Raw genomic sequence first — 22,962 nt, forward strand, 5'->3', positions numbered from 1 at the left:
TGGTGTACCGCTGATCAACGACCACTCTGATGACGCTCACGCGGATGGTGTGCTCTGCGCAGCGAAATAAAGGAGGAGCGAAGCGGGGGACATTCGCGGAGCAGAGCACACCGTCGGCGTGGGCGTCGCCCTGAACAGCAGCGCCCCCGAATCACGCCTAGTGATTGTCGCGAGGCACAAAAGCCCCACGGCGACCACGCAAGAAAGCCAGGTCGGCCCCCTGGTCGGCCTGCAGCACCGTGTCGACATACAGCTTCCAGTAGCCCGAATCGAGCGGAGCCTTCGGTGCGACCCACTTCTCGCGACGCTTCGCCAGTTCTTCGTCGCTCACATGCAGATGCAGCCTGCGATTCGGCACGTCCAGCTCGACGATGTCACCGTCCTGCACCAGTGCGAGTGGCCCGCCCGCCGCAGCCTCGGGCGCCGTGTGCAGCACCACCGTTCCGTAGGCCGTGCCGCTCATGCGTGCGTCGCTGATGCGGACCATGTCCGTGATGCCCTTGCGCAGCACCTTCGGCGGCAATGGCATGTTGCCTGCCTCCGCCATGCCCGGGTAGCCCTTGGGGCCGCAATTCTTCAGCACCATGATGCAGTGCTCGTCGATGTCCAGGTTCTCGTCGTCGATGCGCTTGTGCAGGTCTTCGGCGCTCTCGAACACCACCGCGCGGCCCTTGTGCACCAGCAGCTCCGGCGTGGCCGCGCTGGGCTTGATGATCGCGCCGTTGGGGGCCAGGTTGCCGCGCAGCACGCAGATGCCGGCGCTTTCCTTGAAGGGCTCCGCCATCGTGCGGATGACCTGCGGGCCGTAGTTTTCGGCGTCCTTCACGTTCTCCCACACGCTCTGGCCCGTGACCGTGAGGATGTCCTTGTGCAGATGCTCGGCAATTTCCTTGATCACCACCGGCAGGCCGCCCGCGTAGCAGAAGTCTTCCATCAGGTACTGGCCCGAGGGCTGCAGGTTCAGCAGGCAGGGCAGTTCGGAAGCCAGGCGGTCGAAGTCGTCGAGCGTGAGGTCGACGCCGATGCGCCCCGCAATGGCCAGCAGGTGGATGACGAGATTGGTCGAGCCACCGACGGCCGCGTTGACCTTGATCGCGTTCTCGATCGCCTGGCGCGTGAGGATCTTCGACATGTTCATGTCTTCATGCACCATGTCGACGATGCGCCGGCCCGCCTGCCGTGCGAGCACGTTGCGGCGGCCATCGACGGCGGGGTAGGCCGCGTTGCCCGGCAGGCCGATGCCCAGCGACTCCACCATGCAGGCCATGGTGCTGGCCGTGCCCATCGTCATGCAGTGGCCGTGGCTGCGGTGCATGCAGCTCTCGGCCTCGAAGAATTCCTGCAGCTTGAGCGTGCCGGCGCGCACCTGCTCGCTCATCTGCCACACGCCGGTGCCCGAGCCCAGCTCCTGCCCGCGCCACTTGCCCGACAGCATCGGGCCGCCCGACACGCCGATGGTCGGCAGGTCGACGCTGGCGGCGCCCATCATGAGCGCGGGCGTGGTCTTGTCGCAGCCCATGAGCAGCACCACGCCGTCGAGCGGATTGCCGCGAATGCTCTCTTCCACGTCCATGCTCGCGAGGTTGCGATACAGCATGGCGGTGGGGCGAAGCAAGGTTTCGCCGAGCGACATCACGGGAAATTCAAGGGGGAAGCCGCCCGCCTCGTAGACGCCGATCTTCACCTGCTCGGCGAGCGTGCGGAAGTGCGAGTTGCAGGGCGTGAGTTCGCTGAATGTGTTGCAGATGCCGATGACCGGGCGACCGTCGAACTGGTCGTGCGGCACGCCTTTGCCTTTCATCCAGCTGCGATAGATGAAGCCGTCGCGATCGTTGCGGCCGAACCATTGCTGGCTGCGCAATTCGCCGGCTTTTTTCTTTGGGATTGTGCTCATGGGGTTTGTCTCCGACTGCTGGTTTTATGGCGGCAAACCTCAGGGTTTGCCCTGCCGAAATGCAATTTCAATCATCATATGATAAGCGCGGAGAGCCTGCCAGAGCCTTGGTTTTTTGGATCGGCGGCATACCGAAATTCACATCGCACATGATCAAGAACATCCACGGCCGCACGCTCGAGCTGCTCGGTGAAGCCGTGGTGGCGGGTCGCTATGCGATCGGTGCATCGATCCCCGCGGAGCCGATCCTGGGCGAAGAACTTGGCGTGAGCCGCACCGTGGTGCGCGAGGCCATCAAGTCGCTCGCGGCCAAGGGGCTGATCGTCACGGGGCCGAAAGTCGGCACGCGCGTGCTGCCCAAGGACAAGTGGAACTGGTTCGACCCCGACGTCATCACCTGGCAGGCACGCGCCGGCCTTACGCCCGAGTTCCTGCGCGACCTGCAGGACTTGCGCCGCGTGGTCGAGCCCGCGGCGGTGCGCCTTGCTGCGGAGCGCGCGGGCCCCGAAGAAATCGAAGAAATAGAGCTGGCCTACGCAGGCATGAAAGACGCTGTCGAAAACGGTGGCGACTACGTCACCTTCGACCTGCGCTTTCACAACGGCCTGCTGAGTGCCGCGCGCAACCGCATGCTGGCGCAGATGAGCAAGGCGCTCAATGCGCTGCTGCGCACCAGCTTCGAAATATCGACGGCCAAGCCCGACGGCCCCGCGCTGTCATTGCCGCTGCACCGCGCGGTGCTCGACGCGGTGATCGCGCACGACCCGGCCAAGGCCGAAGCCGCGGTTATCCGGCTCATTGACGGCGCACGCCAGGACATCGAGGACGTGCTCGGCTCCCGCCGCCGATTGCCGCGCCTGAGCCGGCCGCCACCAAGGCTCAAGGCCAGCTAGCCCCGTCGGCGCCGTCTTCGCGTTTGTCCGCTGTTTGCATCCGGTTCTTTCAACCTACGCTCGCCCCCCGAGCATTTCCACCAAGAAGAAGGAGACACCATGAAACTCGTCAAGTCGCTGATTGCGCCGACGCTGGTCGCGCTGGGCCTGATCGCGTCGGGCAATGCCGCCGCTCAGGAAAAACTCACCGTCTGGTGGGTCAAGGGCTTCTACAAGGCGGAGGACGAAGCGCTGTTCGCCGCCATCAGGAAGTTCGAGGAGAAGAACAAGAACGTGAAGATCGAGCTGTCGCAGTACCCGGTGCAGGACATGATTCCCAAGACCGTGTCCGCGCTCGATTCCGGCAGCCCGCCCGACGTGGCCTATGCCGACGTGTACGACTTCCAGGTCACCGGCAAGTGGGCCTACGACGGCAAGCTCGAAGACATCGGCAGCGTGCTCACGCCCCAGAAGGACCGCTTCGCGCCCAACACGCTGGAAACCACGTACCTGTACAACAACCAGACCAAGGGCAAGGCGTACTACGCCTTCCCCATCAAGCAGCAGACGATGCACATCGAGTACTGGCTCGACATGCTCGCCGAGGCCGGCTTCAAGGAAAGCGACATCCCCACCACCTGGAACGACTACTGGTCGTTCTGGTGCGAGAAGGTGCAGCCCGCCAGCCGCAAGGCAAGCGGCAAGCGCAACTTCGGCATCGGTATGCCGATGGGTGTCGATTCGAGCGACGCGTTCTATTCGTTCCTGACCTTCATGGACGCCTACAACGTGAAGCTGGTCGACGACAACGGCAAGCTGCTGGTCGACGACCCGAAGGTGCGCACCGGCCTCATCAGCGCCATGACCGACTACACCAAGCCCTACCTCACGGGCTGCACGCCGCCATCGTCCACGAGCTGGAAGGACCCGGACAACAACGTCGCCTTCCACAACAAGACGACCGTGATGACGCACAACGCGACCATCTCGCTGCCGGCCAAGTGGCTCGACGATTCGAACAACGCCACGCTCACGCCCGAGCAGCGTGAAGAGGCCCGCAAGAACTACACCGAGCGCATTCGCACGGCCGGTTTCCCGAACAAGCCCGACGGCGGCAAGATGGTCTACCGCACTGCGGTGAAGACCGGCGTGGTGTTCAAGGACGCCAAGAACAAGGCGCGCGCCAAGGAGTTCGTGGCCTTCCTGATGCAGGAAGAAAACCTCACACCGTACGTCGAGGGATCGCTGGGCCGCTGGTTCCCGGTGACAAAAGCGGGGCAGGCCAGCCCGTTCTGGCAGGCCGATTCGCACCGCAAGTCGGTGTTCAACCAGTACGCCGCCGGCACCGTGACCTTCGAGTTCACCAAGAACTACCGCTTCACCGTGATCAACAACGAGAACGTCTGGGCCAAGGCCATGAGCCGCATCGTCACCGACAAGGTGCCGGTGGACAAGGCGGTCGACGAGATGATCGCGCGCATCAAGACGGTAGCGGCGCAGTAAGCCCGCTGCACGGTATTCACGGCATTCACGCCATCACCCACACCAGCGGCTGCTTCGCATGAGCTCTACTGCCACCGCCGCGCCGTCCCCGGCGCCTGTTGTCAATCTTGGCGCACGGCACGCGCGCTGGCAGTTCTGGGGCGCGGTGATGGTCGTGCCCTACCTGCTGGTGTTCGTGGTGTTCGTGCTCTACCCGGTGGGGTACGGGCTGTGGCTCGCGCGCCATCCGCAAAGCTACGTGAGGCTGGTCGAAGACCCGATCTTCTTCCGCTCGGTGATCAACACCGCCATCTTCCTGGTGGTGGCGATCAACCTCAAGATGCTCGTGGCACTGGTGCTGTCGGGCTTCTTCGTGCAGTCGCGCTGGTGGATCAAGGTCGTCTCGGCGATCTTCATCCTGCCGTGGGCGATGCCGTCGATTCCCACCATCCTGTCGTTCCGCTTCATGCTGAACCCAGAGTGGGGCGTGATCAACAGCACCATCTTCCGGCTGACCGGCGCCGACGGACCCAACTGGCTCAACGACCCGACGCTGGCGCTGGGCTTCGCAATGCTGGTGCACATCTGGAAGTCGCTGCCGTTCTGGACGCTGATCCTGGTGGCGGGGCGGCTGGCCATTCCCACGGAGCAGTACGAGGCCGCGTCGGTCGACGGTGCTTCGTCGTGGCAGAAATTCCGCTTCGTGAGCTGGCCGGCGCTGAAGACGCTCTACATCACCTCGCTCATTCTTTCGATGATCTGGACGCTGGGCGACTTCAACAGCGTGTACCTGCTCACCGGCGGCGGCCCTGCCGACCTGACGCACGTGCTGGCCACCTTGGGCATCCGTTACCTGCGGCTCGACCAGGTCGACCTGTCGATGGCATCCATCGTGGTGGCACTACCTCTCGTATTGCCGCTCGTGTACTTCATGATGAAGAGGCTCTCGAAATGAAACGCTGGACTTTCAAGTCTGTAGCGACCGAGGCCAAGCTGCTGCTCATCGGCATTCCGGTGCTGCTGTGGACGCTGATCCCGGTCTACCACATGGTGCTGTTCGCGATCTCGTCGAAAGACTCCGCGACCTCGGGCCACCTGTGGCCCAAGAACCCGACGCTGGACAACTTCCGCATCGTGTTCCAGCAGAAGCATTTCTACCTCGACCACTTCTGGGTGCAGCTGGGCAACTCGCTGCTGATCGCGGTGTCGGTGGGCGCCATCACGCTGTTCGTGGCGACCACGGCGGCCTTTGCCATCAGCCGGCTGCGGGTGAGGGGAGGGCGCACGGTGATGAACCTGGCGCTGTTCACCTACTTCATTCCCGCGGCCTTCCTGGCGGTGCCCATGTACAAGACGATGGGCAACTACGGGCTGCTGAACAGCCAGTGGGCGCTGATCCTGGCGATGGTGACCATTGCTTCGCCGTACTGCATCTGGGTGCTGAAGCAGGCGTCCGACAAATTGCCCTACGAGCTGGACGAAGCGGCGCGCATGGACGGTGCCTCGCCGCTGCAACTGTTCCGCCTGGTGTACCTGCCGCTGATGGTGCCGTCGCTGGTGGCGGTGGGCACGTACTCGCTGCTGCTGGCGTGGAACGAGTACCTCTATGCGTTCCTGCTGCTGTCGAACGACAAGAGCGTGACGCTGGCGGTGGCGCTCGGCAATTTCCTGTCGGCCGACGATTCGCCATGGGAACTGCTGATGGCCACAGGCCTCATCTACGCACTGCCGCCCGCGGCCATCTACTACGCATTCAAGCGCTACATGGTGGGTGGCCTGACGGCCGGCGCCGTCAAGAGCTGAACGATTTCAGGGACAACACATGGCTTCCGTATCTTTTCGCAATATCCAGAAATCCTTCGGCAAGACCCAGATCATCAAGGGCCTGGGCTTCGACATCACCGATGGCGAGTTCGTGGTGCTGGTCGGGCCTTCGGGCTGTGGCAAGTCGACCTTGCTGCGCATGCTCGCGGGTCTGGAAGACATCAGCGGCGGCGAGATCATGATCGACGGCCGCGTGGTCAACGATCTCGAGTCGAAGGACCGCGACATCGCGATGGTGTTCCAGAGCTACGCGCTGTATCCGCACATGACGGTGGGCGAGAACATGGGCTTCAGCCTGCGGCTGCGCAACGCCGAGAAGTCGGTGACCGACGAGCGCGTGGCGCGGGCCGCGAAGATTCTCAACCTCGATGCGCTGCTGGGGCGCTACCCGCGCGAACTGTCGGGTGGCCAGCGGCAGCGCGTGGCGATGGGGCGCGCCATCGTGCGCGACCCGAAGGTCTTTCTGTTCGACGAACCGCTGTCGAACCTCGACGCCAAGCTGCGCGTGGCGATGCGTGCCGAGATCAAGGCGCTGCACCAGCGCCTGAAGACCACCACGGTGTACGTGACGCACGACCAGATCGAGGCCATGACCATGGCCGACCGCATCGTGGTGATGCACGACGGCATCGTCGAGCAGATCGGTACGCCGCTCGACCTGTACGACCGCCCCGACAACCTGTTCGTTGCGCAGTTCATCGGCTCGCCGTCGATGAACGTCATCGAGGGCACGGTGCGGCGCTCGGGCGACGAATGCCATGTCGAGGCGCAGGGCGCGCGCTGGCCTGTGCCGCTGGGCACTCCGGCGCCCGACGGGCAACCGGTGCACTACGGCATTCGCCCCGGCGACATCACGCTGGGTGGCGGCTCGAGCGGCGTGGAGGCCAAGGTGATCGTGGTCGAGCCCACGGGCGCCGAGACCGAGCTGCTGGTGCAGGTCGGCGAAGCCAAGCTGGTGCTGGCGGTGCACGGCCGGGTCGATGCGCGGCCCGACGACATCGTGCGCCTGGCAATCGACGCCGAGAGCGTGCACCTGTTCGACCGGCAGACCGGCAAGCGCATGGGTTGATCCGGCCCCGTGACCGGGTTCAGGCCGTGCGCAGCCGCAGCAGTGCGCGCACGAATCCGTGGTCCGAGCGCGAGCGGTCGCGCCCTTCGTGCAGGTGGTCGTTGAAGTAGTCGACCCGCCGCACGTCGCCCAGGCTGTGGCGGCTGCTCGCGACGAACTCCTCGCTCACGAGGATCTGGTCGAGCACGTCGGGAAAGCCCTGGTGAATGTGCGAATAGGCCACGTCTTTCTTCAGCGCCGACTCGCCCTGCATCTCGTAGGCGTTGAACAGCGCCACGTCGCGCGCGGCCTTGTCGTAGGCGACTTCGGAGGTCGCGGCCACCAGTTGCGTGGTCACGCTGTGCGGGTTGTCGTTGAAGTCGCCCATCACCACCAGCGGCACGTTCGTGCCCTGCAGCAGGTCGATGACGATGCAGCGCAGGGCCGCGGCTTCGGCGCCGCGCATCAGCAGCGAGCGCAGCGAAGCCATCACGCCCACCTTGCGGTCGTCGCGGTCTTCGAGGTGGTTGCCCTGCGCGTCCTGCAGGAACTTCGGCCGCTTGGATTTCAGGTGCACCGTCAGCACGTGCACCAGCTGGCCGTGCTTCATGCGCAGCGTGGCCAGCAGGGGCGGGCGCTCGAAGCGCGTGTGCGGGCCCAGCCCGGGCACCTCGACACCGAAGCCGGGCGGAAAGTCGACGAAAGACTGGGTGTGCTCCACCTGCAGCCGCGTCGCGATGCCGACGCGCGGCGTGCCCTGCGCACCGGGGCGTCCGGGCGTGCCCGGCGGGCTTGCGGGCGGCGGCGAGTTCTCGGCGCCGGGCACCGAGACGAAGTCGTAGCGCAGGCCGCTGCGTGCGATGGCGGCTTTAAGGGCCGCTTCGTCCCACACCTCCTGCACCGCGAGCACGTCGGCATTGAGCGCATGGAAGCGCTCGCCGATCCAGTCGATCTTTCGCTCGTACTCGCGCTCGTTGTAGGCGTCCTGGTTCTCGTAGTACACGCGGTTCGGGTTAGCGAGATTGAGAAGGTTGCAGGTGGCTACGAAGAGCGTGGCGTAGTTGGGTGGGATGTATTGCATGGAAACACGATTGTGTCCCGGGTTAGGATTTCAGGCTGAGGTGCGCGCGCTACGTCATCCATGTCATTCGATGGCGAGGCCGGCCGCAAGAAACAACAACGAAACCGGGGAGCCGCCCAGCGCGGAATGCATGAAGCTCATCCAGATCACCACCTGCGCCGTGGCGGCGCTGCTCGTTGCCGGCTGCGCGTCCAGGAGCTATCCATCGATGTCCTTCGGCGGCAGCCTTGTCGAACACAGCCTGCTGCGCGTCGACGACCATGTGTCCTTTGCCCTGAAAGATGGGCCCGAGACGCGCAACTTCACGGTCGCGTGCGATGCGCCGCAGGCGTGGTTGCTCTACTCCGACCTGCGCACCGGCCGCAGCTATCCGGTGACCGGCCGGCGCCATGGCGTGCGCAAGGAGCTTGATGAGCGCCAGGCGTTGGCCCTGAAGGCGCAGCCGGCGGTCGAGCGCGCATGCCGCGCGGCGCCGCTCGATTGGCGCGAGGTGCAACGCAGCGCGGACGGCACATTCACGCTCATCGACATCGCGAGCATCGAGACATCCGACGGCGCCTTGCTCTTCTGGGGCGCGTTCGACTATCCGCGCATGGACTTCGACCCGCCTTACCGGGCACCCTTCGGCCAGAAGCGCGAGCGCTTCTGGCTCGCGTGCCCGTCGCAGTCCTATGCGCAGGTGAGCGGCTTCGACATCGACGAGCGCGGCCGCGTCACGGACGGCCGGGTCGAGGGCGACAAGGCCAGGTCGAACACGGTCGGCGGCGACACGAACGCGGACTACAAGGCGCTCTTCAAGGCGGCCTGCGGCGGGGCAGCGGAACGGCAGGCGTTGCCAGCCTTCACGGCTCGCGCCAAGGCGCTGCCCGACCCCACAGGCCTGACGCCGCCGAGCCCGGCGGTGCTGAACGCCATCTCGCAGCTGGGGCTTGCGCCGGCGCCCAAGCGCCTGAAGGGTGTCGTGCTCGAAGGCACATGGACCCGCGACGGAAAAGCGACGCCGACCCGCGACGAGCTGCAGATTGCGCCGGACGCGACAGCTTCCATGTTCCGGACCCGGGAAAAGACCGGCACGGGTCGCTCGGATGGCACGCGGTCGCAGGCGGCTTCGTTCCTGGGGCTGATCGACGTGAGCAGCTTCGTCAACTTTCTTCCCGGCTCCGACACGATCAGCCAGGCCACGACCGATCTCACGTTGACGGGCGACTGGCAACGCATGGCCGTGGGCTCGGAGTTGCGCTACGCCACGAAGAAGCTGAGCCTGCTCAGCATGATCGGCGGAACGACCTACGACTACACGACGGTCTGCAAAGTCGTCGGCGTGAGCGCGGCCGCCGAGCTTCATCCCACCCTGAGCGGCGACGCCCGGCGCCTGGAGTGCCGCATGCAGCCCGACTCGCTCGAACGGACCAGCACCTACGTGTATCTGGGCGACTACGGCTATGCCCTGCAGCTGCGGGAGGTGGTGGGCAAGCCGCTTTCGGAAAGCATCAAGAAGATCACTGCGGTCGAGCAGTGAGCGCAGCCGTGGCGCATCGGCGTGCGCTCTCCTGCGGGAGCACAAAGGAAAAGGGCACCGAAGTGCCCTTTTTCAATTGCCGTAGAAGCGTGCTGCCTGCCGCGTCTTAGCGACCGAACGAACGGCCACCGCCGCCGCCGGAGCGGCCACCGCCGCCACCGCCGTAGCCACCACCGCCGCCACCCGAACGGCCACCGCCGCCCGAACGGTTGCCGCCGTAGCCGCCACCACCACCGCCACCCGGGCGGCCGCGTCCACGGCCGCCACCCATGTGGTCGACGCTCGTGCGCAACGGATCGGGCTGGCCGTCGCCACCGGCGACCGCTTCGGCGCGCAGGTGCGCGACCTGGTTGGCCTGCGTCGGGCTGTGGCTGTTGCCGTGATGGCGCGGTTGGCGCTCGTCATGCGGCAGATGGTTCTGTTGTTGATGCTGGGGCGCATGGTGCGGCGTGCGTGCCGGACCTTGCGGGCCACGGCCTTGCGCCGGGCGTGCACCCTGGCCGCGCGGGCCTTGGCCCTGGCCGCCGCCATTGGCATTGCGGCCTTGACCGCCGCCACCACCGCCGCCGCCCTGGCCGCCGCCACGGCGTTGACCGCCGCCGCCACCGCCACCAGCGCGCTCGCCGCCACCCTGGCCGGCCTTGTTCTCGCGGATGCGCGACAGCATCTCGGTGCGTGCGGCCTTGGCGGCTGCCTGCATCACGTCGCGGCTCGGCGGACGGCCGGCGCCGCCCCAGATCGTCTGGCGACCCATGGCGATCGGCTCGGCGCGTTCGCCGTCTTCAGGACCGAAGCCCTCGACCAGCTGCACCGGAATCGTCTGCTTGGTGAAGCGTTCGATTTCCTGCATGAAGCCTTCTTCGTCCAGGCACACGAAGCTCACGGCCTCGCCGCTCGAGCCGGCACGGCCGGTGCGGCCGATGCGGTGAACGTAGTCTTCGCTGACGTTCGGGATTTCGTAGTTCACGACGTGCGGCAGCTCGTCGATGTCGATGCCGCGGGCCGCGATGTCGGTGGCCACCAGCGCGCGGATGTCGCCGCTCTTGAAGCCGGCCAGCGCCTGCGTGCGGGCGCTCTGGCTTTTGTTGCCGTGCAGCGCCATCGCCTCGATGCCGTTCTTGGTGAGGAATTCGGCCACGCTGTTGGCACCGAACTTGGTGCGCGTGAACACGAGCACCTGGCTCCACTTGTTCTCGTTGATGATGTGCGCGAGCAGCGCCTTCTTCTTGCCGCGGCCCACGGGGTGGATCACCTGGGTGATGCGCTGCACGGTGGTGTTGCGCGGCGTGACCTGGATGCTCTGCGGGTTCTTGAGCAGCGTGGCGGCCAGATCGCGAATTTCGTCGCTGAAGGTGGCCGAGAACAGCAGGCTCTGCTTTTCCTTGGGCACCAGCGCCAGGATCTTCTTCACGTCGTGGATGAAGCCCATGTCGAGCATGCGGTCGGCTTCGTCGAGGATCAGCATCTGGACCTGGCTCAGGTCGAGCATGCCTTGCTGTTGCAGGTCGAGCAGGCGGCCGGGGGTGGCCACGAGGATGTCGACACCCTTCTTGAGCTTGCTGATCTGCGGGTTCATGCCGACGCCGCCGAAGATCACGGTCGAGTCGAGCTGCAGGTACTTGCCGTAGGTGCGCACGGACTCTTCGACCTGGGCCGCGAGTTCGCGGGTGGGGGTGAGCACCAGGGCACGGATGCCGACGCCGCCGAACTTGTTGGTGGCGCTGCGGCTCATGGTGAGCTTGTGCAGCATGGGCAGCGTGAAGGCGGCCGTCTTGCCGGTGCCGGTCTGGGCGCCGCCGAGCAGGTCATGACCTTCGAGCACGGCGGGGATGGCTTGCGCCTGGATGGGGGTCGGGGTGTCGTAACCGTGCTCGTGCACAGCCTTCAAGATGGCGGGAGCCAGCTTCAGTTCGTCAAAATTCATTGGAAACAATAAGCGCCATACACGGCGCAGTGGCATCGGCCCGCTTGGCGTCTTGTTGACGCCGAGCCAGTCAAGGCAGATGAAGGTCAGGGGTGGGAGCCGGAAAACCCGTTGTAAAAAAGGGCCTTCTTCGTCCCCGGCAGAGAGCCGGTGTTGCGGGCAACTGGACCCGGCAACGGTGCCTATTGTCGCATGAGTCGATAATCGGTGGTTTGCCGCGCCCGAATGCCTCCTGAATGGTCTTTTCTGGCGCCCGCGCTTTTTCCCGAATCTTTGTACCCAAGGTAACTACCCCCAGATGGCTCAATACGTCTATTCGATGAACCGCGTCAGCAAGACCGTGCCGCCCAAGCGGCAGCTCTTGAAAGACATTTCGCTCTCTTTCTTCCCCGGCGCCAAGATCGGCGTGCTCGGTCTGAACGGCTCGGGCAAGTCGACGCTGCTCAAGATCATGGCGGGTGTGGACAAGGAGTTCGAGGGCGAGGCACTGCCCATGCCGGGAATGACCATCGGCTACCTGGAGCAGGAGCCCAAGCTCAACGCCGAGCACACGGTGCGCGAATCGGTCGAGGAGTCCATGGGCGCAGTGTTCGCGGCCAAGGCGCGCCTTGAAGAGGTGTACATCGCCTATGGCGCCGAAGACGCCGATTTCGACGCGCTGGCGGCCGAGCAGGCCCAGCTCGAAGCCATCATCGCCACCGCCGGCACCGATTCCGAACATCAGCTCGAAATTGCCGCCGACGCACTGCGCTTGCCGCCGTGGGACGCCAAGATCGGCCTGCTCTCGGGCGGTGAAAAGCGGCGCGTGGCGCTGTGCCGCCTGTTGCTGTCCAAGCCCGACATGCTGCTGCTCGACGAGCCGACCAACCACCTGGACGCCGAATCGGTGGAGTGGCTCGAAGTGTTCCTGCAGCGCTTCACGGGCACCGTGGTGGCCATCACCCACGATCGCTACTTCCTGGACAACGCGGCCGAATGGATCCTGGAAATGGACCGCGGTCGCGGCATTCCCTGGAAGGGCAACTACAGCACCTGGCTCGAGCAGAAGGGCGAACGCCTGGCGCAGGAGCAAAAGAGCGAAGAAGCCCACGCCAAGGCCCTGAAGAAGGAACTGGAGTGGTCGCGCCAGAACCCGAAGGCACGCCAGGCCAAGAGCAAGTCGCGCCTGGCCCGCTTCGAAGAGCTGAGCGACATGGAATACCAGAAGCGCAACGAAACGCAGGAAATCTTCATTCCCGTGGCGGAGCGGCTGGGCCAGCAGGTGTTCGAGTTCCACGGCGTCAGCAAGTCCTTCGGCGACCGCATGCTGATCGACAACCTGAGCTTCACCGTGCCGCCGGGCGCCATCGTCGGCATCATCGGCCCGAACGGCGCCGGCAAGTCGACGCTCTTCAAGCTGCTCGCGGGCAAGGAACAGCCGGACACCGGCGAAGTCGTCATCGGCTCGACCGTCAAGATGGCCTTCGTCGACCAGCACCGCGACGAACTGGCCAACCAGAAGACCGTGTGGGAAGACATCTCGAACGGCCTGGACATCATCAACGTCGGCAAGTTCCAGATGGCCAGCCGCGCGTATGCGGGCCGCTTCAACTTCAACGGCGCGGACCAGCAGAAGAAGGTCGGCACGCTGTCGGGCGGTGAACGCGGCCGCCTGCACCTGGCCAAGACGCTGATCGCTGGCGGCAACGTGCTGCTGCTTGACGAACCGTCGAACGACCTGGACGTCGAAACCCTGCGCGCGCTCGAAGACGCGCTGCTCGAGTTCGCCGGCACCGTCATGGTCATCAGCCATGACCGCTGGTTCCTCGACCGTATCGCCACGCACATCCTGGCCGCCGAAGGCGACAGCCAGTGGACCTTCTTCGACGGCAACTACCAGGAGTACGAAGCCGACAAGAAGAAGCGCCTCGGCGAAGAAGGCGCCAAGCCGAAACGCATGCGCTACAAGGCCCTCAAGTAAGGCCTGGTCTTTTCTCCCTCCCCTCCCGGGGGAGGGCCGGGGTGGGGGCCGACGGCCTCCAACCACCCCTCAAGCTGTCTCAGTAAGAGCGCGCGGTTCCGCAAGGGGCCGCGCGCTTTTTTCATCGTCCGCCGCAAACACTTCGCGCGCCGCCGTGAGCCCGTTCAGCGCGGCCGGAAAGCCCGCGTACACCGCCATCTGCATGATGACTTCGACCACTTCGGTGCGCGTGACGCCGACGTTCAGCGCGCCCTGGATGTGCACCTTCAACTGTGGTGCCGCATTGCCCATGGCCGTGAGCGCGGCCACCACCGCGATCTCGCGGGCACGCAGGTCGAGGCCGGGGCGCGAGTAGATGTCGCCGAACGGAAATTCGATCAGCAGGCGGGCGAAATCGGGCGCGATGCCGGCCAGGCTCTCGACCACCTTGATGCCGCCTTCACCGTCGATTTCCTGGAGCCTGGCCAGCCCGCGCGCGTAGCGCTGGTCGTCGTTGCTGCTGGGGTTCTTCAGGCTTGCTTGTGTGTTCGTCATCGCTCGTCTTTCTTTCCGGGCCTTGGCCCGACAACGAGGGGCGCTTCGTCTCGACCTTGGCCTTGGCCTCGATCGCGCGGTAGTGCGCGATCTTGAGCGAAAGCGCCTGCACCGATTGCTGCAGCGCCCGCACCCTGGCCTGAACCTCGGCGAGGTGCTGCTCGAGCATCTCGCGCCGTTCGCTCACGCTGGCGTCCCCCTGGCTTCGAAGCCCGGCGAAGGCCTGCATGCCCTGGATGGGCATGCCGGTTTCGCGCAGGCGCAACAGGAAAGCCAGCCAGTCCATGTCGGCGCTCGCATAGCGCCGCTGACCGCCCGGTGCACGGGACACCGCGGCAATCAGCCCGATGCGTTCGTAGTAGCGCAGCGTGTAGGCCGTGAGGCCGGTGCGCCGGGCGACTTCCGCAATGGTCAGGCTGGTTTCCATGGCGTTGAATCTCAAAGTTAGAGCGCGCTCCAAGTCAAGCGCCTTGTCGAACTATTTTTGCGAAAGGTGCAGGTCGGCATCGAGCCAGCCGCGCAGGCTGTTCACGAAGGCCAGGGCCTGCACCCGGGGCAGATCGTCCACCCGCACGATGGCTTCGGCAAGCTGCCCTTCGCGGATGCGGCGGGCGCGGCCGATGCCGTCCAGCAGCCCGCAGTGCAGCGGCGGCGTAACCCAGCGGCCATCGAGCAGCAGGGCGATGTTGCCGCGCGTGCATTCGGTGACTTCGCCATCGTGGTTCCAGAGCAGCGTGTCGAACACGCCGGCCTGCGTCGGCGCGAAGGCCTCGTAGTGCGCGCGCCGCGTGGTCTTGAAGCGCGAGAACTCGCTTTGTGCTTCGTCGAACGCACGAGAGGCCAGCTGAAGCCGCACGCGCGCCGGCGCCGCGTCCATGGCAAAGGCTTCGGCGCGGGGCTGGCCTTGCGCGTCGAGCAGCAGGCGCACGCGCCACGAGCCCGCCGGGTGGGCGTCGCGCAGGCGCGCCAGGCAGGCGGCCACGAGCGACTCGTTCCATGCGTAGCCGAAGTGCGCGGCGGCATGGCGCATGCGCGCCAGGTGCGCGGAGGCGTCGCGCAGGTCGCCATCGGCCAGTGCCAAGGTTTCGAGCAGTTCGAAGGGGGTCATGGCCCCGGACGATACAGGCGCGACAGGCCCGACAGGCCCGACAGGCGCATGGCCGCGGCCCAGGAAGGCCCGCTTGTGGCGCCATTCGTCCCATTCCGCATCCGCACGCGCATCGGCCGTGATGCCGCTGCCGATGCCGCAGCGCGCCTCGGTGCCGCGCAGCGTCACGGTGCGTATCGGCACGTTGAAGGTCGCGTGGCCGCCCGGACGCACCACGCCCACCGCGCCGCAATAAACGCCACGCGCCTCGGGCTCCAGGCCGCGGATCAGCCGCATCGCACTGACCTTCGGCGCCCCGGTGATCGAGCCGCACGGGAACAGCGCCGCGAACACGTCCACCAGCGAGGTGCCGTCGCGCACCTTCGCCTCGACGTCGGAGGTCATCTGCCACACCGTCGGCAATGCCTCGGTGTGGAAGAGCCGGGGCACGCGCACCGAAAAAGGCTGCGCCACGCGCGAGAGGTCGTTGCGGATCAGGTCGACGATCATCACGTTCTCGGCCCGTTCCTTGGGCACGCTGCGCAGTTGCAAGGCCAGCGCCTCGTCTTCGGCGGGCGTCGCGCCGCGCGGGGCGGTGCCTTTCATGGGGCGGGCCAGGATGCGCTCGCCCTGCCAGTCGAAGAACAGCTCGGGTGACACCGACAGCACCTGCTCGCCGCCGGTGTTGATGAAGGCGGCGTAGCCATTCGGCTGCGCCCGTTTCAGGGCCATGAACCAGGCCAGCGGGTCAGCACCATCGAACGCGGCGCGCAGCGGTGCCGTGTAGTTGAGCTGGTAGAGCTCGCCATTGCCGATGGCGCGGTGGATGGCCTCCATGTTCCGGTCGAACGCGGCACGCGACAGCGTGGATTGCCATTCGACCGCGAGCACCGGCAACGCATCGGATGCCTGCGCCGAAGGCCATGGCAACGGCGCGTCATGCACGCCGAACCACGCCAGTGGCCCATCGGCCGCGTGCACCGCGAACGCGGGGTCGAAAGCGGCAGCCGCTTCATAACGCAGGTAGCCCACGCACCAGCGCCCCTCGCGGGACAGCGCCTCGACGGCTTCCAGCACCGGCCGCACTTCGGTTGGCGTGCGTGCCACCAGCACGCGCGAAGGCGCATCGAAGGCCGCACGCAGCCGGGTCTTGCCGTCGCTTCGCGGTTCGGCGAAATCGATCAGCGCCTGCACCGGCAACGCGTCAGGCAGCTTCGGTCGCACCCGGTTGGCTGTCCGTTGAATCGGCCTTGGGCGGCGAGCCCGCCAGCACCCGCTTGCGCACCGCGTAGATGTTGTTGCGCAGCGCATAAAGCTCGTCGGCGTAAGACAGCGGCACGGCCACCTTGTTGACCACGCGGTCGAGTTCATCGAGCTCCTTGAGCAGCGCGTCGCGCTCGCCGCGCCGGGCGTCCACCTTGCCCTCGATGTCGCGCAGCCGCGCGTACCAGCGGAACACGCGGCGCCGCACGCGGAACTGGTACAGCGGCGGAATCACGCGGCTCAGCGGCAGCATCAGCACCAGCAGGCCACCCAGCACCAGCCACATGCGCTCGACCAGGTTGCTGGCCCAGAACGGCAGGTAGCGCTGCCAGACCGGCGGCGTGCCGTTGATCGCGCGGTCGCCTTCGGGGCTCACCGGCAGTTCGCTGGTGCGCGTGTTCGGAAAATCGCGTGCACGATTGAACCAGCCGGCGCCACTGTGCACTGTTTGCGCCGCCTGCGCGAACAGCTGGCGCAGCGCCGGATGGGTTTCCTCGCGCGACAGCAGCGACGTCGTGGCTGCGAGCAGCGTCACGTCGTGCGGCGGCAGGTCTTTGGAGAGGTCGACCACGCCGCGCGGCAGCGTGACCGCCGACAGGAACGGAAAGCGCCGCGAATAGGCATCGGCCTGGCCGAAGTCCATGAGCTTGATCTCGCCCGAGCGCAGCAGGTGCTGCACCTGCGGCGACTGCGGCGCCGAAGACAGCACGATGGCGTCGAGCAACCCGGCGTCCAGCGCCGCCGCGGCCGAGGCTTGTTCGAGGTTCGACAGCAGCACGTCGTCGGGCCCGAGCTTGTTGGCCTTGAACAGGCGCTCCATGATCTCGGGCAGCCCGCTGCCCGGCATGTCGACGTTCACGCGCAGGCCGCGCAATTGCGTGAGCGATGTCAGCGTGGCGGTCTTGCGGTCGATCTTCTGCGCCGAGTCGGTGCGGTAGAACAGCCAGACCGGCTCGAAAAACAGGCTGCCGAGCGAGTTGAGGCCGGCCTCCTCGTCGGCCACCGGGTCGGCGCTGCCGCCGCGCACGAAGCCCACGTCGGCGCCGCCGGTGCGCAGCAGCTGCAGGTTCTCGGTCGAGCCAGAGGTGGCTTTCAGTTCGACCTCGATGCCGCTGTGCTTCAGTGCCTCCGCATAGCGCTTGCCGAACTGCGCGTAGGCGCTGCCCGTCGGGCCGGTGGCCAGCGTCACGTGCTTCGGAGGCTGCGGCTGCAACCACCAGTAGGCCGCGATCAGCAGGCCGATGACGAGAAACACGATCGGCCCCGCCGAGGCGATCAGGTCCCGGATCGACAGCAGGATCAGCTTCAGGGTCCTGGGGAACGCCATGGTGGTCCTTTCTTTTTTCTCTTTGTTTCAGCCACTGTGCCGCTTCGTCGCGCCGCCGCTCAACCGCGCGCCGGGGCCAGGTCGGCGGCCGAGGGAACGTGCAGGTCGCCCACCGTGACGCTGCGTGCCGCATGCACCGCGCGCAGCGTGGCAATGGCCACCACCTCGGCCGCCATGGTGCTCAGCACGGTCATGCCCGGTGCATTGCCTTCCAGCGGCACGCGGCCGGTGGCCAGCGCGAACAGGGTGTCGCCGTCGCTCATGGTGTGCACCGGGTTGATGGCGCGCGCCAGCCCGTCGTGTGACACGTTGGCGAGCCGGTTGGCTTGCACCTTGGTCAGCATGGCGTCGGTGGCGATCACGCCGATGGTGGTGTTGGTGCCCGCCAGCAGGGGCTTGGGCAGGTCGCCGCGCAGCAGTGCGCGGCGCGTGTCGAGCAGGGCCTTGCCGTCTTCGGTGCGGGCACCGGCCACGGGCTGGCCGGTGTTGTGGTCGATCACGTCGCCCAGCGAATTGACCGCGATCAGCGCGCCCACCGTGACGCCGCCCACCGTGACCGACGCGGTGCCGACGCCGCCCTTCATTGCGCGGTTCACGCCGAACAGCTTGCCCACCAGCGCGCCGGTGCCGGCGCCCACGTTGCCTTCGGCCGGGGCGGCGGTGCTTGCCGCTTCGCAGGCCGCGTAGCCGGCGGCCGCGTCGGGGCGGATGCGTGCATCGCCCATCGGCAGGTCGAACAGCACCGCGGCGGGCACGATGGGCAGGGTGCCGAAGCGCACGTCCATGCCGATGCCGCGCTCTTCCATCCAGCGCATGGCGCCCTCGGCGGCGGCCAGGCCCCAGGCGCTGCCGCCCGCGAGCATCACGGCGTGCACGTGCTGCACCAGGTTGCCGGGGGCCAGCAGGTCGGTCTCGCGCGTGCCAGGGGCCGCGCCACGCACGTCCACGCCGCCCACGGCGCCTTCGCGCGCCATGATCACGGTGCAGCCGGTGGGGCGGCGGGTGTCGGAGAAATGGCCGACCTCGATGCCGGCGACGTCGGTGATCGAGCCGGCGGAATCGGCGGGGCTGGAGGAGCGGGAGGGAGAAGAAGAGGGGGCTGACATGGCGGCCGATTATGAGACCGCGCCTTCGTCACCGTCGCCCTGGCAGTTGCAAGAAGTAGTTTCTTCCGTCGTCGGCGCCAGTGCCCGTCAGCGACCGCCAGTGCCCGTCAGCGACCGCTTGCGCCGGCCTTGATGTCCATGAAGCGCCCGTAGCCCTGCAGCTTCTCGTAGCGCTGGTCGAGCAGCGCCTGGGGCTTCAGGTCGGACAGCTGCCGCAGCGCGTCGCCCAGGGCGCGCTTGAGCGAGGCCGCGGCCTGCTTCGGATCGCGGTGGGCACCGCCGACCGGTTCGTTCACGATCTTGTCGATCAGGCCCAGCGCCTTCAGCCGCGGGGCGGTGATGCCCAGGGCCTCGGCGGCGTCTTGCGCCCGTTCGCTGGTCTTCCAGAGAATCGACGCGCAGCCTTCGGGGCTGATCACCGAATACACGGCGTACTGCAGCATCAGCATCTGGTCGGCCACGGCAATGCCGAGCGCGCCGCCGGAGCCGCCTTCGCCGATCACGGTGGTGATGATCGGCACTTCAAGCTGCGCCATTTCCAGGATGTTGCGGCCAATGGCTTCGGACTGCCCGCGCTCCTCGGCATCGATGCCGGGGTAGGCGCCCATGGTGTCCACGAAGGTGAAAACCGGCAGGCCGAATTTTTCAGCCGTCTTCATCAGGCGCAATGCCTTGCGATACCCCTCGGGCTTGCACATGCCGTAGTTGCGCAGCACGCGCTCGCGGGTGTCGGCGCCGCGCTGGTGGCCCAGCACCATGCAGGGCGTGCCGTTGAAGCGGGCCAGCCCGCCCACCAGCGCCATGTCGTCGGCGTAGTGGCGGTCGCCGTGCATCTCCACGAAGTCGGTGAAGATGGCCTGGATGTAGTCGAGCGTGAGCGGGCGTTCGGGGTGCCGCGCGATCTTGAAGACCTGCCAGGGCGTGAGCTCGCCGTAGATGTCCTTGGTGAGCTGCTGGCCCTTCTTGTCGAGCTGGTCGATTTCCTGGGAGATATCGACCGCGGAGCCTTCCTGCATCGATCGCAATGCCTCGATTCTTGATTCGAGGTCCGCGATGGGTTGTTCGAAGTCGAGATAGCTTCGTTTGGGCAAGTTCTGTTCCTGTGTCCGGCGTGTTCGTCGCCGCATTCTAGGGATGCGGCGACGGGCTCCCCGGCCGGACTCAGTTCGCCGGGTCGATCGACAGCACGGTCAGCGCGCCATCGACCTTGTCGGCCGTGAAGCGCACCTTGTCGCCGGCCTTCACCTTGGCCAGCAGGGCCGGGTCTTTCACGCGGAAGACCATCGTCATGCCGGTCATGTCGAGATTCTGGATGTCGCCGTGCTTCAGCGTGATCTTGTTCGTTTCGGTATCGATCTTGCGCACTTCGCCGTCGACTGACGGCAGTGCGGCCTGTGCAAAAGCGGCGGCGGCAAGCAGGGCGGCCGACAGGGCGGTGAGAATTTTTTTCATGGGAAATGTCCTTGCTATAGGTATGAGGAGGGGGCTTCAGCGATAGCTCTGGTAGACGCGCGTGCTGCCATCGGCCAGCACCAGCAGCACGTCGTACGGATCGCGCTGGTCGCCATAGGCGGCGCCGTCCATGCCGGGCGAGCCGACCGGCATGCCGGGCACCGCGAGGCCGATGGCCTTGGGCTTTTCCTTCAGCAGGCGATGCACCTCGCGCGCGGGCACATGGCCCTCGATGGCATAGCCGCCAACCCGGCCGGTGTGGCACGAGCCCAGCTTGGCGGGCACGCCCAGCCGTTCGCGCGCGGCGCTGTTGCCTTCGTCGTGCACGCGCGTGGCCAGGCCGTTCTTGTTCAGGTGCCTGACCCAGTCCTGGCAACAGCCGCAGTTCGGGTCTTTCCAGATCTCGACCATCGGTGCCGCGGCCAGGGCGGCCATCGGCAGCGTGGCCGTGGCGGCCAGCGCCAGCAGCGGGGCGGCGCGCTTCAGCAGTGTTCGTCGTTGCATGGGTTTTTCCTTTCTGTCTTTTCTTCGGTTGTCTCAACGCTTGGGCGCGGCGGCCAGCACGCGGATGCGGCCGGCCATGCCCAGTTCGTAGTGGTCCTTCACCAGGCAGGCGAAGTCGAAGTCGCCGGCGCGGTTGAAGGTCCAGACCATGTCGCCGGTCTTGCCGGCGGGCACGTGGACCATCCACGGGTCGTTGTGCTCCATGTCGGGAAATTTCTTCATCATGGCCGCGTGCGCCTCGATCTCGGCCGTGGTGCCCAGCACCAGTTCGTGCAGTTCCTTGCCACGGTTCTTCAGCCGGAGGCGAAGGGTGTCGCCCTCGCGCACTTCGATCACCGAGGGCGTGAACGTCATGTCGTCGGCCATCGCGATGTCGATGGTGCGTTTCACCGCGCGCGCTTCGCCGGCGATGCCCCAGGGCTTCTGCTCGGGCGCTGCCGTTGCTGTTGCCGTACGCGGCTTGGCGCCGTGGTTTTCGTGGGCCTGCGCCGTGGTGGTGGTGGCCGTCGTTGCCGCGAAAACGAGGCAGGCGGCCAGGGATGCGAATGTCTTGTTCATGAAATGGGCTCCGGAAAATTGATCGTCGGTTCAGTGGTTGTGGGCGCCGTGGCCCGAAGGCTTTCGCACCGTGGCGTCGGTCTTGCCGCTGTTGCTGCCGCCGTCCTTGGCCGAAGGCGCATTGCGCGTGGCCGGCGGCACGGCCGCGCCCGGCACTTCGCGCGCGACGGTCCCGGCCGGGTGCTTGAACCAGCCCGGGTCGCGGTAGTCGCCCGCCTTCTGGTCGCGCCGCACCTTGAGCAGCGTGAACATGCCGCCCATCTCGGCCGAGCCGAAGGGGCCGGTGCCGGTCATCATCGGCAGCGTGTTGTCGGGAATGGGCATTTCCATCTCGCCCATGTCGGCCATGCCCTTGTCGCCCATCACCATGTAGTCGGGCACGAGCTTCCTGATTTTTTCGGCCACGCCCTTGTGGTCCACGCCGATCATGGTCGGCACGTCGTGACCCATCGGCCCCATGGTGTGGTGCGCCTTGTGGCAATGCAGTGCCCAGTCGCCTTCCTCGTCGGCAATGAACTCCATCTGCCGCATCTGGCCCACCGCCACGTCGACCGACACCTCGGGCCAGCGCGCCGTGCGCGGCACCGGGCCGCCGTCGGTGCCCGTGACCTCGAACTCGTGGCCGTGTATGTGGATGGGGTGGTTGGTCATCGTGAGGTTGCCCGCGCGAATGCGCACGCGGTCGCCCTTGCGCACGTTGAGCGTGTCGATGGCCGGGAACACGCGGCTGTTGAAGCTCCAGATGTTGAAGTCGGTCATGGTGTTGACCTTGGGCGTGGCGCTGCCGGGCTCGACGTCGAAGCTGCCGAGCAGAAAGCAGAAGTCGCGCTGCACGGTCTCGATGAGCGGATGCTCCGCCTTCGGATGCGTGACCCAGAAGCCCATCATTCCCATGGCCATCTGCACCATTTCGTCGGCATGCGGGTGGTACATGAAGGTGCCGGGCCGCCGCGCGGTGAACTCGTAGACGAAGGTCTTGCCCGGCGGAATGTGCGGCTGCGTGATGCCGCCCACGCCATCCATGCCATTGGGCAGGCGCTGGCCGTGCCAGTGCACGGTGGTGTGTTCGGGCAGCTTGTTGGTGACGTAGATGCGGACCCTGTCGCCCTCGACGACCTCGATGGTCGGGCCGGGCGACTGGCCGTTGTAGCCCCACATGTTGACCTTGAAGCCGGGCGCCATTTCGCGCACGACAGGCTCGGCGACAAGGTGAAATTCCTTGACGCCGGCGTTCATGCGCCAGGGTAGCGTCCAGCCGTTGAGGGTGACGACGGGGTTGTACGGCCGGCCGTTCGGCGGCACGAGCGGTGGCGCGGTGGCGGTGGAGCTTTGCGTCACGGGCTCGGGCAGGGCAGCCATCGATACGCGGCTGACGGTGGTCGCGGCGACGGCCGTGGCAGCGCCCGCGAAGAAGTTGCGTCGGTTCATTTCAGTTGTCCTTGCGGGAGGGCTGCGAGGGGGCTGGGTACGGGTGCGGGTGCGGATTCATTCGGGGCGCGTGCGGACGACACCGGGTGGTCCCCTCCG

At 66.4% G+C, this 22,962-nt stretch carries 20 protein-coding genes; 7 read left to right on the forward strand and 13 right to left on the reverse strand.

What is annotated here, in order from left to right:
* Nucleotides 1-157: 157 nt before the first annotated feature.
* Nucleotides 158-1,894: an IlvD/Edd family dehydratase gene (locus DBV14_RS20800; protein ID WP_124461622.1), complete on the reverse strand. Its 1,737-nt coding sequence runs from the start codon at nucleotides 1,892-1,894 to the stop codon at nucleotides 158-160.
* Between the two features lie 149 nt (nucleotides 1,895-2,043).
* Here DBV14_RS20800 and DBV14_RS20805 point away from each other — a divergent pair, with 149 nt between their 5' ends.
* The 5 genes from DBV14_RS20805 (at nucleotide 2,044) to DBV14_RS20825 (ending at nucleotide 7,141) form a co-directional block, all read left to right on the forward strand.
* On the forward strand, nucleotides 2,044-2,787 hold the full coding sequence (locus DBV14_RS20805) for a FadR/GntR family transcriptional regulator (RefSeq protein WP_124461624.1): 744 nt from the start codon (nucleotides 2,044-2,046) through the stop codon (nucleotides 2,785-2,787).
* A 99-nt stretch (nucleotides 2,788-2,886) separates the two neighbouring features.
* Nucleotides 2,887-4,269 (forward strand): ABC transporter substrate-binding protein, encoded by a 1,383-nt coding sequence (locus tag DBV14_RS20810; protein WP_124461626.1) that lies wholly within the window; start codon nucleotides 2,887-2,889, stop codon nucleotides 4,267-4,269.
* A 58-nt stretch (nucleotides 4,270-4,327) separates the two neighbouring features.
* The gene (locus tag DBV14_RS20815) at nucleotides 4,328-5,203 is read left to right on the forward strand and encodes a carbohydrate ABC transporter permease (protein WP_124461628.1); all 876 of its coding nucleotides are present in this window, start codon (nucleotides 4,328-4,330) and stop codon (nucleotides 5,201-5,203) included.
* Entirely contained in the window at nucleotides 5,200-6,051 is an 852-nt protein-coding gene (locus tag DBV14_RS20820) for a carbohydrate ABC transporter permease (protein ID WP_124461630.1), read from the forward strand. The genes DBV14_RS20815 and DBV14_RS20820 overlap by 4 nt, the downstream gene beginning before the upstream one ends.
* A gap of 19 nt (nucleotides 6,052-6,070) precedes the next feature.
* Nucleotides 6,071-7,141: an ABC transporter ATP-binding protein gene (locus DBV14_RS20825; protein WP_124461631.1), complete on the forward strand. Its 1,071-nt coding sequence runs from the start codon at nucleotides 6,071-6,073 to the stop codon at nucleotides 7,139-7,141.
* A gap of 19 nt (nucleotides 7,142-7,160) precedes the next feature.
* Here the strand turns inward: DBV14_RS20825 and DBV14_RS20830 are convergent, their stop codons facing one another.
* Nucleotides 7,161-8,201: an endonuclease/exonuclease/phosphatase family protein gene (locus DBV14_RS20830; protein ID WP_124461632.1), complete on the reverse strand. Its 1,041-nt coding sequence runs from the start codon at nucleotides 8,199-8,201 to the stop codon at nucleotides 7,161-7,163.
* A 130-nt stretch (nucleotides 8,202-8,331) separates the two neighbouring features.
* Here DBV14_RS20830 and DBV14_RS20835 point away from each other — a divergent pair, with 130 nt between their 5' ends.
* Nucleotides 8,332-9,720, forward strand: a complete 1,389-nt coding sequence (locus DBV14_RS20835) for a hypothetical protein (RefSeq protein WP_124461633.1) — start codon at nucleotides 8,332-8,334, stop codon at nucleotides 9,718-9,720.
* Between the two features lie 106 nt (nucleotides 9,721-9,826).
* Here the strand turns inward: DBV14_RS20835 and DBV14_RS20840 are convergent, their stop codons facing one another.
* Nucleotides 9,827-11,644: a DEAD/DEAH box helicase gene (locus DBV14_RS20840; protein ID WP_124461634.1), complete on the reverse strand. Its 1,818-nt coding sequence runs from the start codon at nucleotides 11,642-11,644 to the stop codon at nucleotides 9,827-9,829.
* Nucleotides 11,645-11,942: 298 nt separating this feature from the next.
* On the opposite strand from DBV14_RS20840, the gene ettA reads away from it, so the two are divergent.
* The gene (ettA, locus tag DBV14_RS20845) at nucleotides 11,943-13,604 is read left to right on the forward strand and encodes an energy-dependent translational throttle protein EttA (protein WP_124461635.1); all 1,662 of its coding nucleotides are present in this window, start codon (nucleotides 11,943-11,945) and stop codon (nucleotides 13,602-13,604) included.
* Between the two features lie 69 nt (nucleotides 13,605-13,673).
* Here ettA and DBV14_RS20850 read toward each other — a convergent pair whose 3' ends face one another.
* The 10 genes from DBV14_RS20850 to DBV14_RS20895 all read right to left on the reverse strand — a co-directional run bounded on the left by DBV14_RS20850 (nucleotide 13,674) and on the right by DBV14_RS20895 (nucleotide 22,863).
* Nucleotides 13,674-14,138 (reverse strand): carboxymuconolactone decarboxylase family protein, encoded by a 465-nt coding sequence (locus DBV14_RS20850; RefSeq protein WP_124461637.1) that lies wholly within the window; start codon nucleotides 14,136-14,138, stop codon nucleotides 13,674-13,676.
* A complete protein-coding gene (locus DBV14_RS20855) occupies nucleotides 14,044-14,565 on the reverse strand; it encodes a MerR family transcriptional regulator (protein ID WP_124461639.1) in 522 nt (173 codons plus the stop codon). The genes DBV14_RS20850 and DBV14_RS20855 overlap by 95 nt, the downstream gene beginning before the upstream one ends.
* A gap of 51 nt (nucleotides 14,566-14,616) precedes the next feature.
* Entirely contained in the window at nucleotides 14,617-16,419 is a 1,803-nt protein-coding gene (gene pabB / locus DBV14_RS20860; RefSeq protein WP_260397152.1) for an aminodeoxychorismate synthase component I, read from the reverse strand.
* A 10-nt stretch (nucleotides 16,420-16,429) separates the two neighbouring features.
* Nucleotides 16,430-17,815: a TAXI family TRAP transporter solute-binding subunit gene (locus tag DBV14_RS20865; RefSeq protein WP_124461643.1), complete on the reverse strand. Its 1,386-nt coding sequence runs from the start codon at nucleotides 17,813-17,815 to the stop codon at nucleotides 16,430-16,432.
* Nucleotides 17,816-17,874: 59 nt separating this feature from the next.
* On the reverse strand, nucleotides 17,875-18,921 hold the full coding sequence (locus DBV14_RS20870) for a P1 family peptidase (RefSeq protein ID WP_124461645.1): 1,047 nt from the start codon (nucleotides 18,919-18,921) through the stop codon (nucleotides 17,875-17,877).
* Between the two features lie 107 nt (nucleotides 18,922-19,028).
* Nucleotides 19,029-20,012 carry an acetyl-CoA carboxylase carboxyltransferase subunit alpha gene (locus DBV14_RS20875; RefSeq protein WP_124461647.1) on the reverse strand — a complete coding sequence of 328 codons (984 nt, stop codon included), beginning with the start codon at nucleotides 20,010-20,012 and terminating at the stop codon, nucleotides 19,029-19,031.
* 70 nt (nucleotides 20,013-20,082) lie between these two features.
* Nucleotides 20,083-20,373: a copper-binding protein gene (locus DBV14_RS20880; RefSeq protein ID WP_124461649.1), complete on the reverse strand. Its 291-nt coding sequence runs from the start codon at nucleotides 20,371-20,373 to the stop codon at nucleotides 20,083-20,085.
* Nucleotides 20,374-20,409: 36 nt separating this feature from the next.
* Nucleotides 20,410-20,877 (reverse strand): DUF411 domain-containing protein, encoded by a 468-nt coding sequence (locus tag DBV14_RS20885; RefSeq protein WP_124461651.1) that lies wholly within the window; start codon nucleotides 20,875-20,877, stop codon nucleotides 20,410-20,412.
* A 33-nt stretch (nucleotides 20,878-20,910) separates the two neighbouring features.
* The gene (locus DBV14_RS20890) at nucleotides 20,911-21,435 is read right to left on the reverse strand and encodes a plastocyanin/azurin family copper-binding protein (protein WP_124461653.1); all 525 of its coding nucleotides are present in this window, start codon (nucleotides 21,433-21,435) and stop codon (nucleotides 20,911-20,913) included.
* A gap of 30 nt (nucleotides 21,436-21,465) precedes the next feature.
* Nucleotides 21,466-22,863 (reverse strand): multicopper oxidase family protein, encoded by a 1,398-nt coding sequence (locus DBV14_RS20895; protein WP_124461655.1) that lies wholly within the window; start codon nucleotides 22,861-22,863, stop codon nucleotides 21,466-21,468.
* Nucleotides 22,864-22,962 lie beyond the last annotated feature (99 nt).

The sequence above is a fragment of the Variovorax sp. KBW07 genome (assembly GCF_003852515.1).
In the GTDB taxonomy this organism is placed as follows: Bacteria; Pseudomonadota; Gammaproteobacteria; order Burkholderiales; family Burkholderiaceae_C; genus Variovorax.

Excerpts from the sequence above, each read along its gene's own strand:
- DBV14_RS20800 (WP_124461622.1), bottom strand. The coding sequence starts at position 1,894 with ATGAGCACAATCCCAAAGAAAAAAGCCGGCGAATTGCGCAGCCAGCAA.
- DBV14_RS20805 (WP_124461624.1), top strand. The coding sequence starts at position 2,044 with ATGATCAAGAACATCCACGGCCGCACGCTCGAGCTGCTCGGTGAAGCC.
- DBV14_RS20810 (WP_124461626.1), top strand. The coding sequence starts at position 2,887 with ATGAAACTCGTCAAGTCGCTGATTGCGCCGACGCTGGTCGCGCTGGGC.
- DBV14_RS20815 (WP_124461628.1), top strand. The coding sequence starts at position 4,328 with ATGAGCTCTACTGCCACCGCCGCGCCGTCCCCGGCGCCTGTTGTCAAT.
- DBV14_RS20820 (WP_124461630.1), top strand. The coding sequence starts at position 5,200 with ATGAAACGCTGGACTTTCAAGTCTGTAGCGACCGAGGCCAAGCTGCTG.
- DBV14_RS20825 (WP_124461631.1), top strand. The coding sequence starts at position 6,071 with ATGGCTTCCGTATCTTTTCGCAATATCCAGAAATCCTTCGGCAAGACC.
- DBV14_RS20830 (WP_124461632.1), bottom strand. The coding sequence starts at position 8,201 with ATGCAATACATCCCACCCAACTACGCCACGCTCTTCGTAGCCACCTGC.
- DBV14_RS20835 (WP_124461633.1), top strand. The coding sequence starts at position 8,332 with ATGAAGCTCATCCAGATCACCACCTGCGCCGTGGCGGCGCTGCTCGTT.
- DBV14_RS20840 (WP_124461634.1), bottom strand. The coding sequence starts at position 11,644 with ATGAATTTTGACGAACTGAAGCTGGCTCCCGCCATCTTGAAGGCTGTG.
- ettA (WP_124461635.1), top strand. The coding sequence starts at position 11,943 with ATGGCTCAATACGTCTATTCGATGAACCGCGTCAGCAAGACCGTGCCG.
- DBV14_RS20850 (WP_124461637.1), bottom strand. The coding sequence starts at position 14,138 with ATGACGAACACACAAGCAAGCCTGAAGAACCCCAGCAGCAACGACGAC.
- DBV14_RS20855 (WP_124461639.1), bottom strand. The coding sequence starts at position 14,565 with ATGGAAACCAGCCTGACCATTGCGGAAGTCGCCCGGCGCACCGGCCTC.
- DBV14_RS20865 (WP_124461643.1), bottom strand. The coding sequence starts at position 17,815 with ATGGCGTTCCCCAGGACCCTGAAGCTGATCCTGCTGTCGATCCGGGAC.
- DBV14_RS20870 (WP_124461645.1), bottom strand. The coding sequence starts at position 18,921 with ATGTCAGCCCCCTCTTCTTCTCCCTCCCGCTCCTCCAGCCCCGCCGAT.
- DBV14_RS20880 (WP_124461649.1), bottom strand. The coding sequence starts at position 20,373 with ATGAAAAAAATTCTCACCGCCCTGTCGGCCGCCCTGCTTGCCGCCGCC.
- DBV14_RS20885 (WP_124461651.1), bottom strand. The coding sequence starts at position 20,877 with ATGCAACGACGAACACTGCTGAAGCGCGCCGCCCCGCTGCTGGCGCTG.
- DBV14_RS20890 (WP_124461653.1), bottom strand. The coding sequence starts at position 21,435 with ATGAACAAGACATTCGCATCCCTGGCCGCCTGCCTCGTTTTCGCGGCA.
- DBV14_RS20895 (WP_124461655.1), bottom strand. The coding sequence starts at position 22,863 with ATGAACCGACGCAACTTCTTCGCGGGCGCTGCCACGGCCGTCGCCGCG.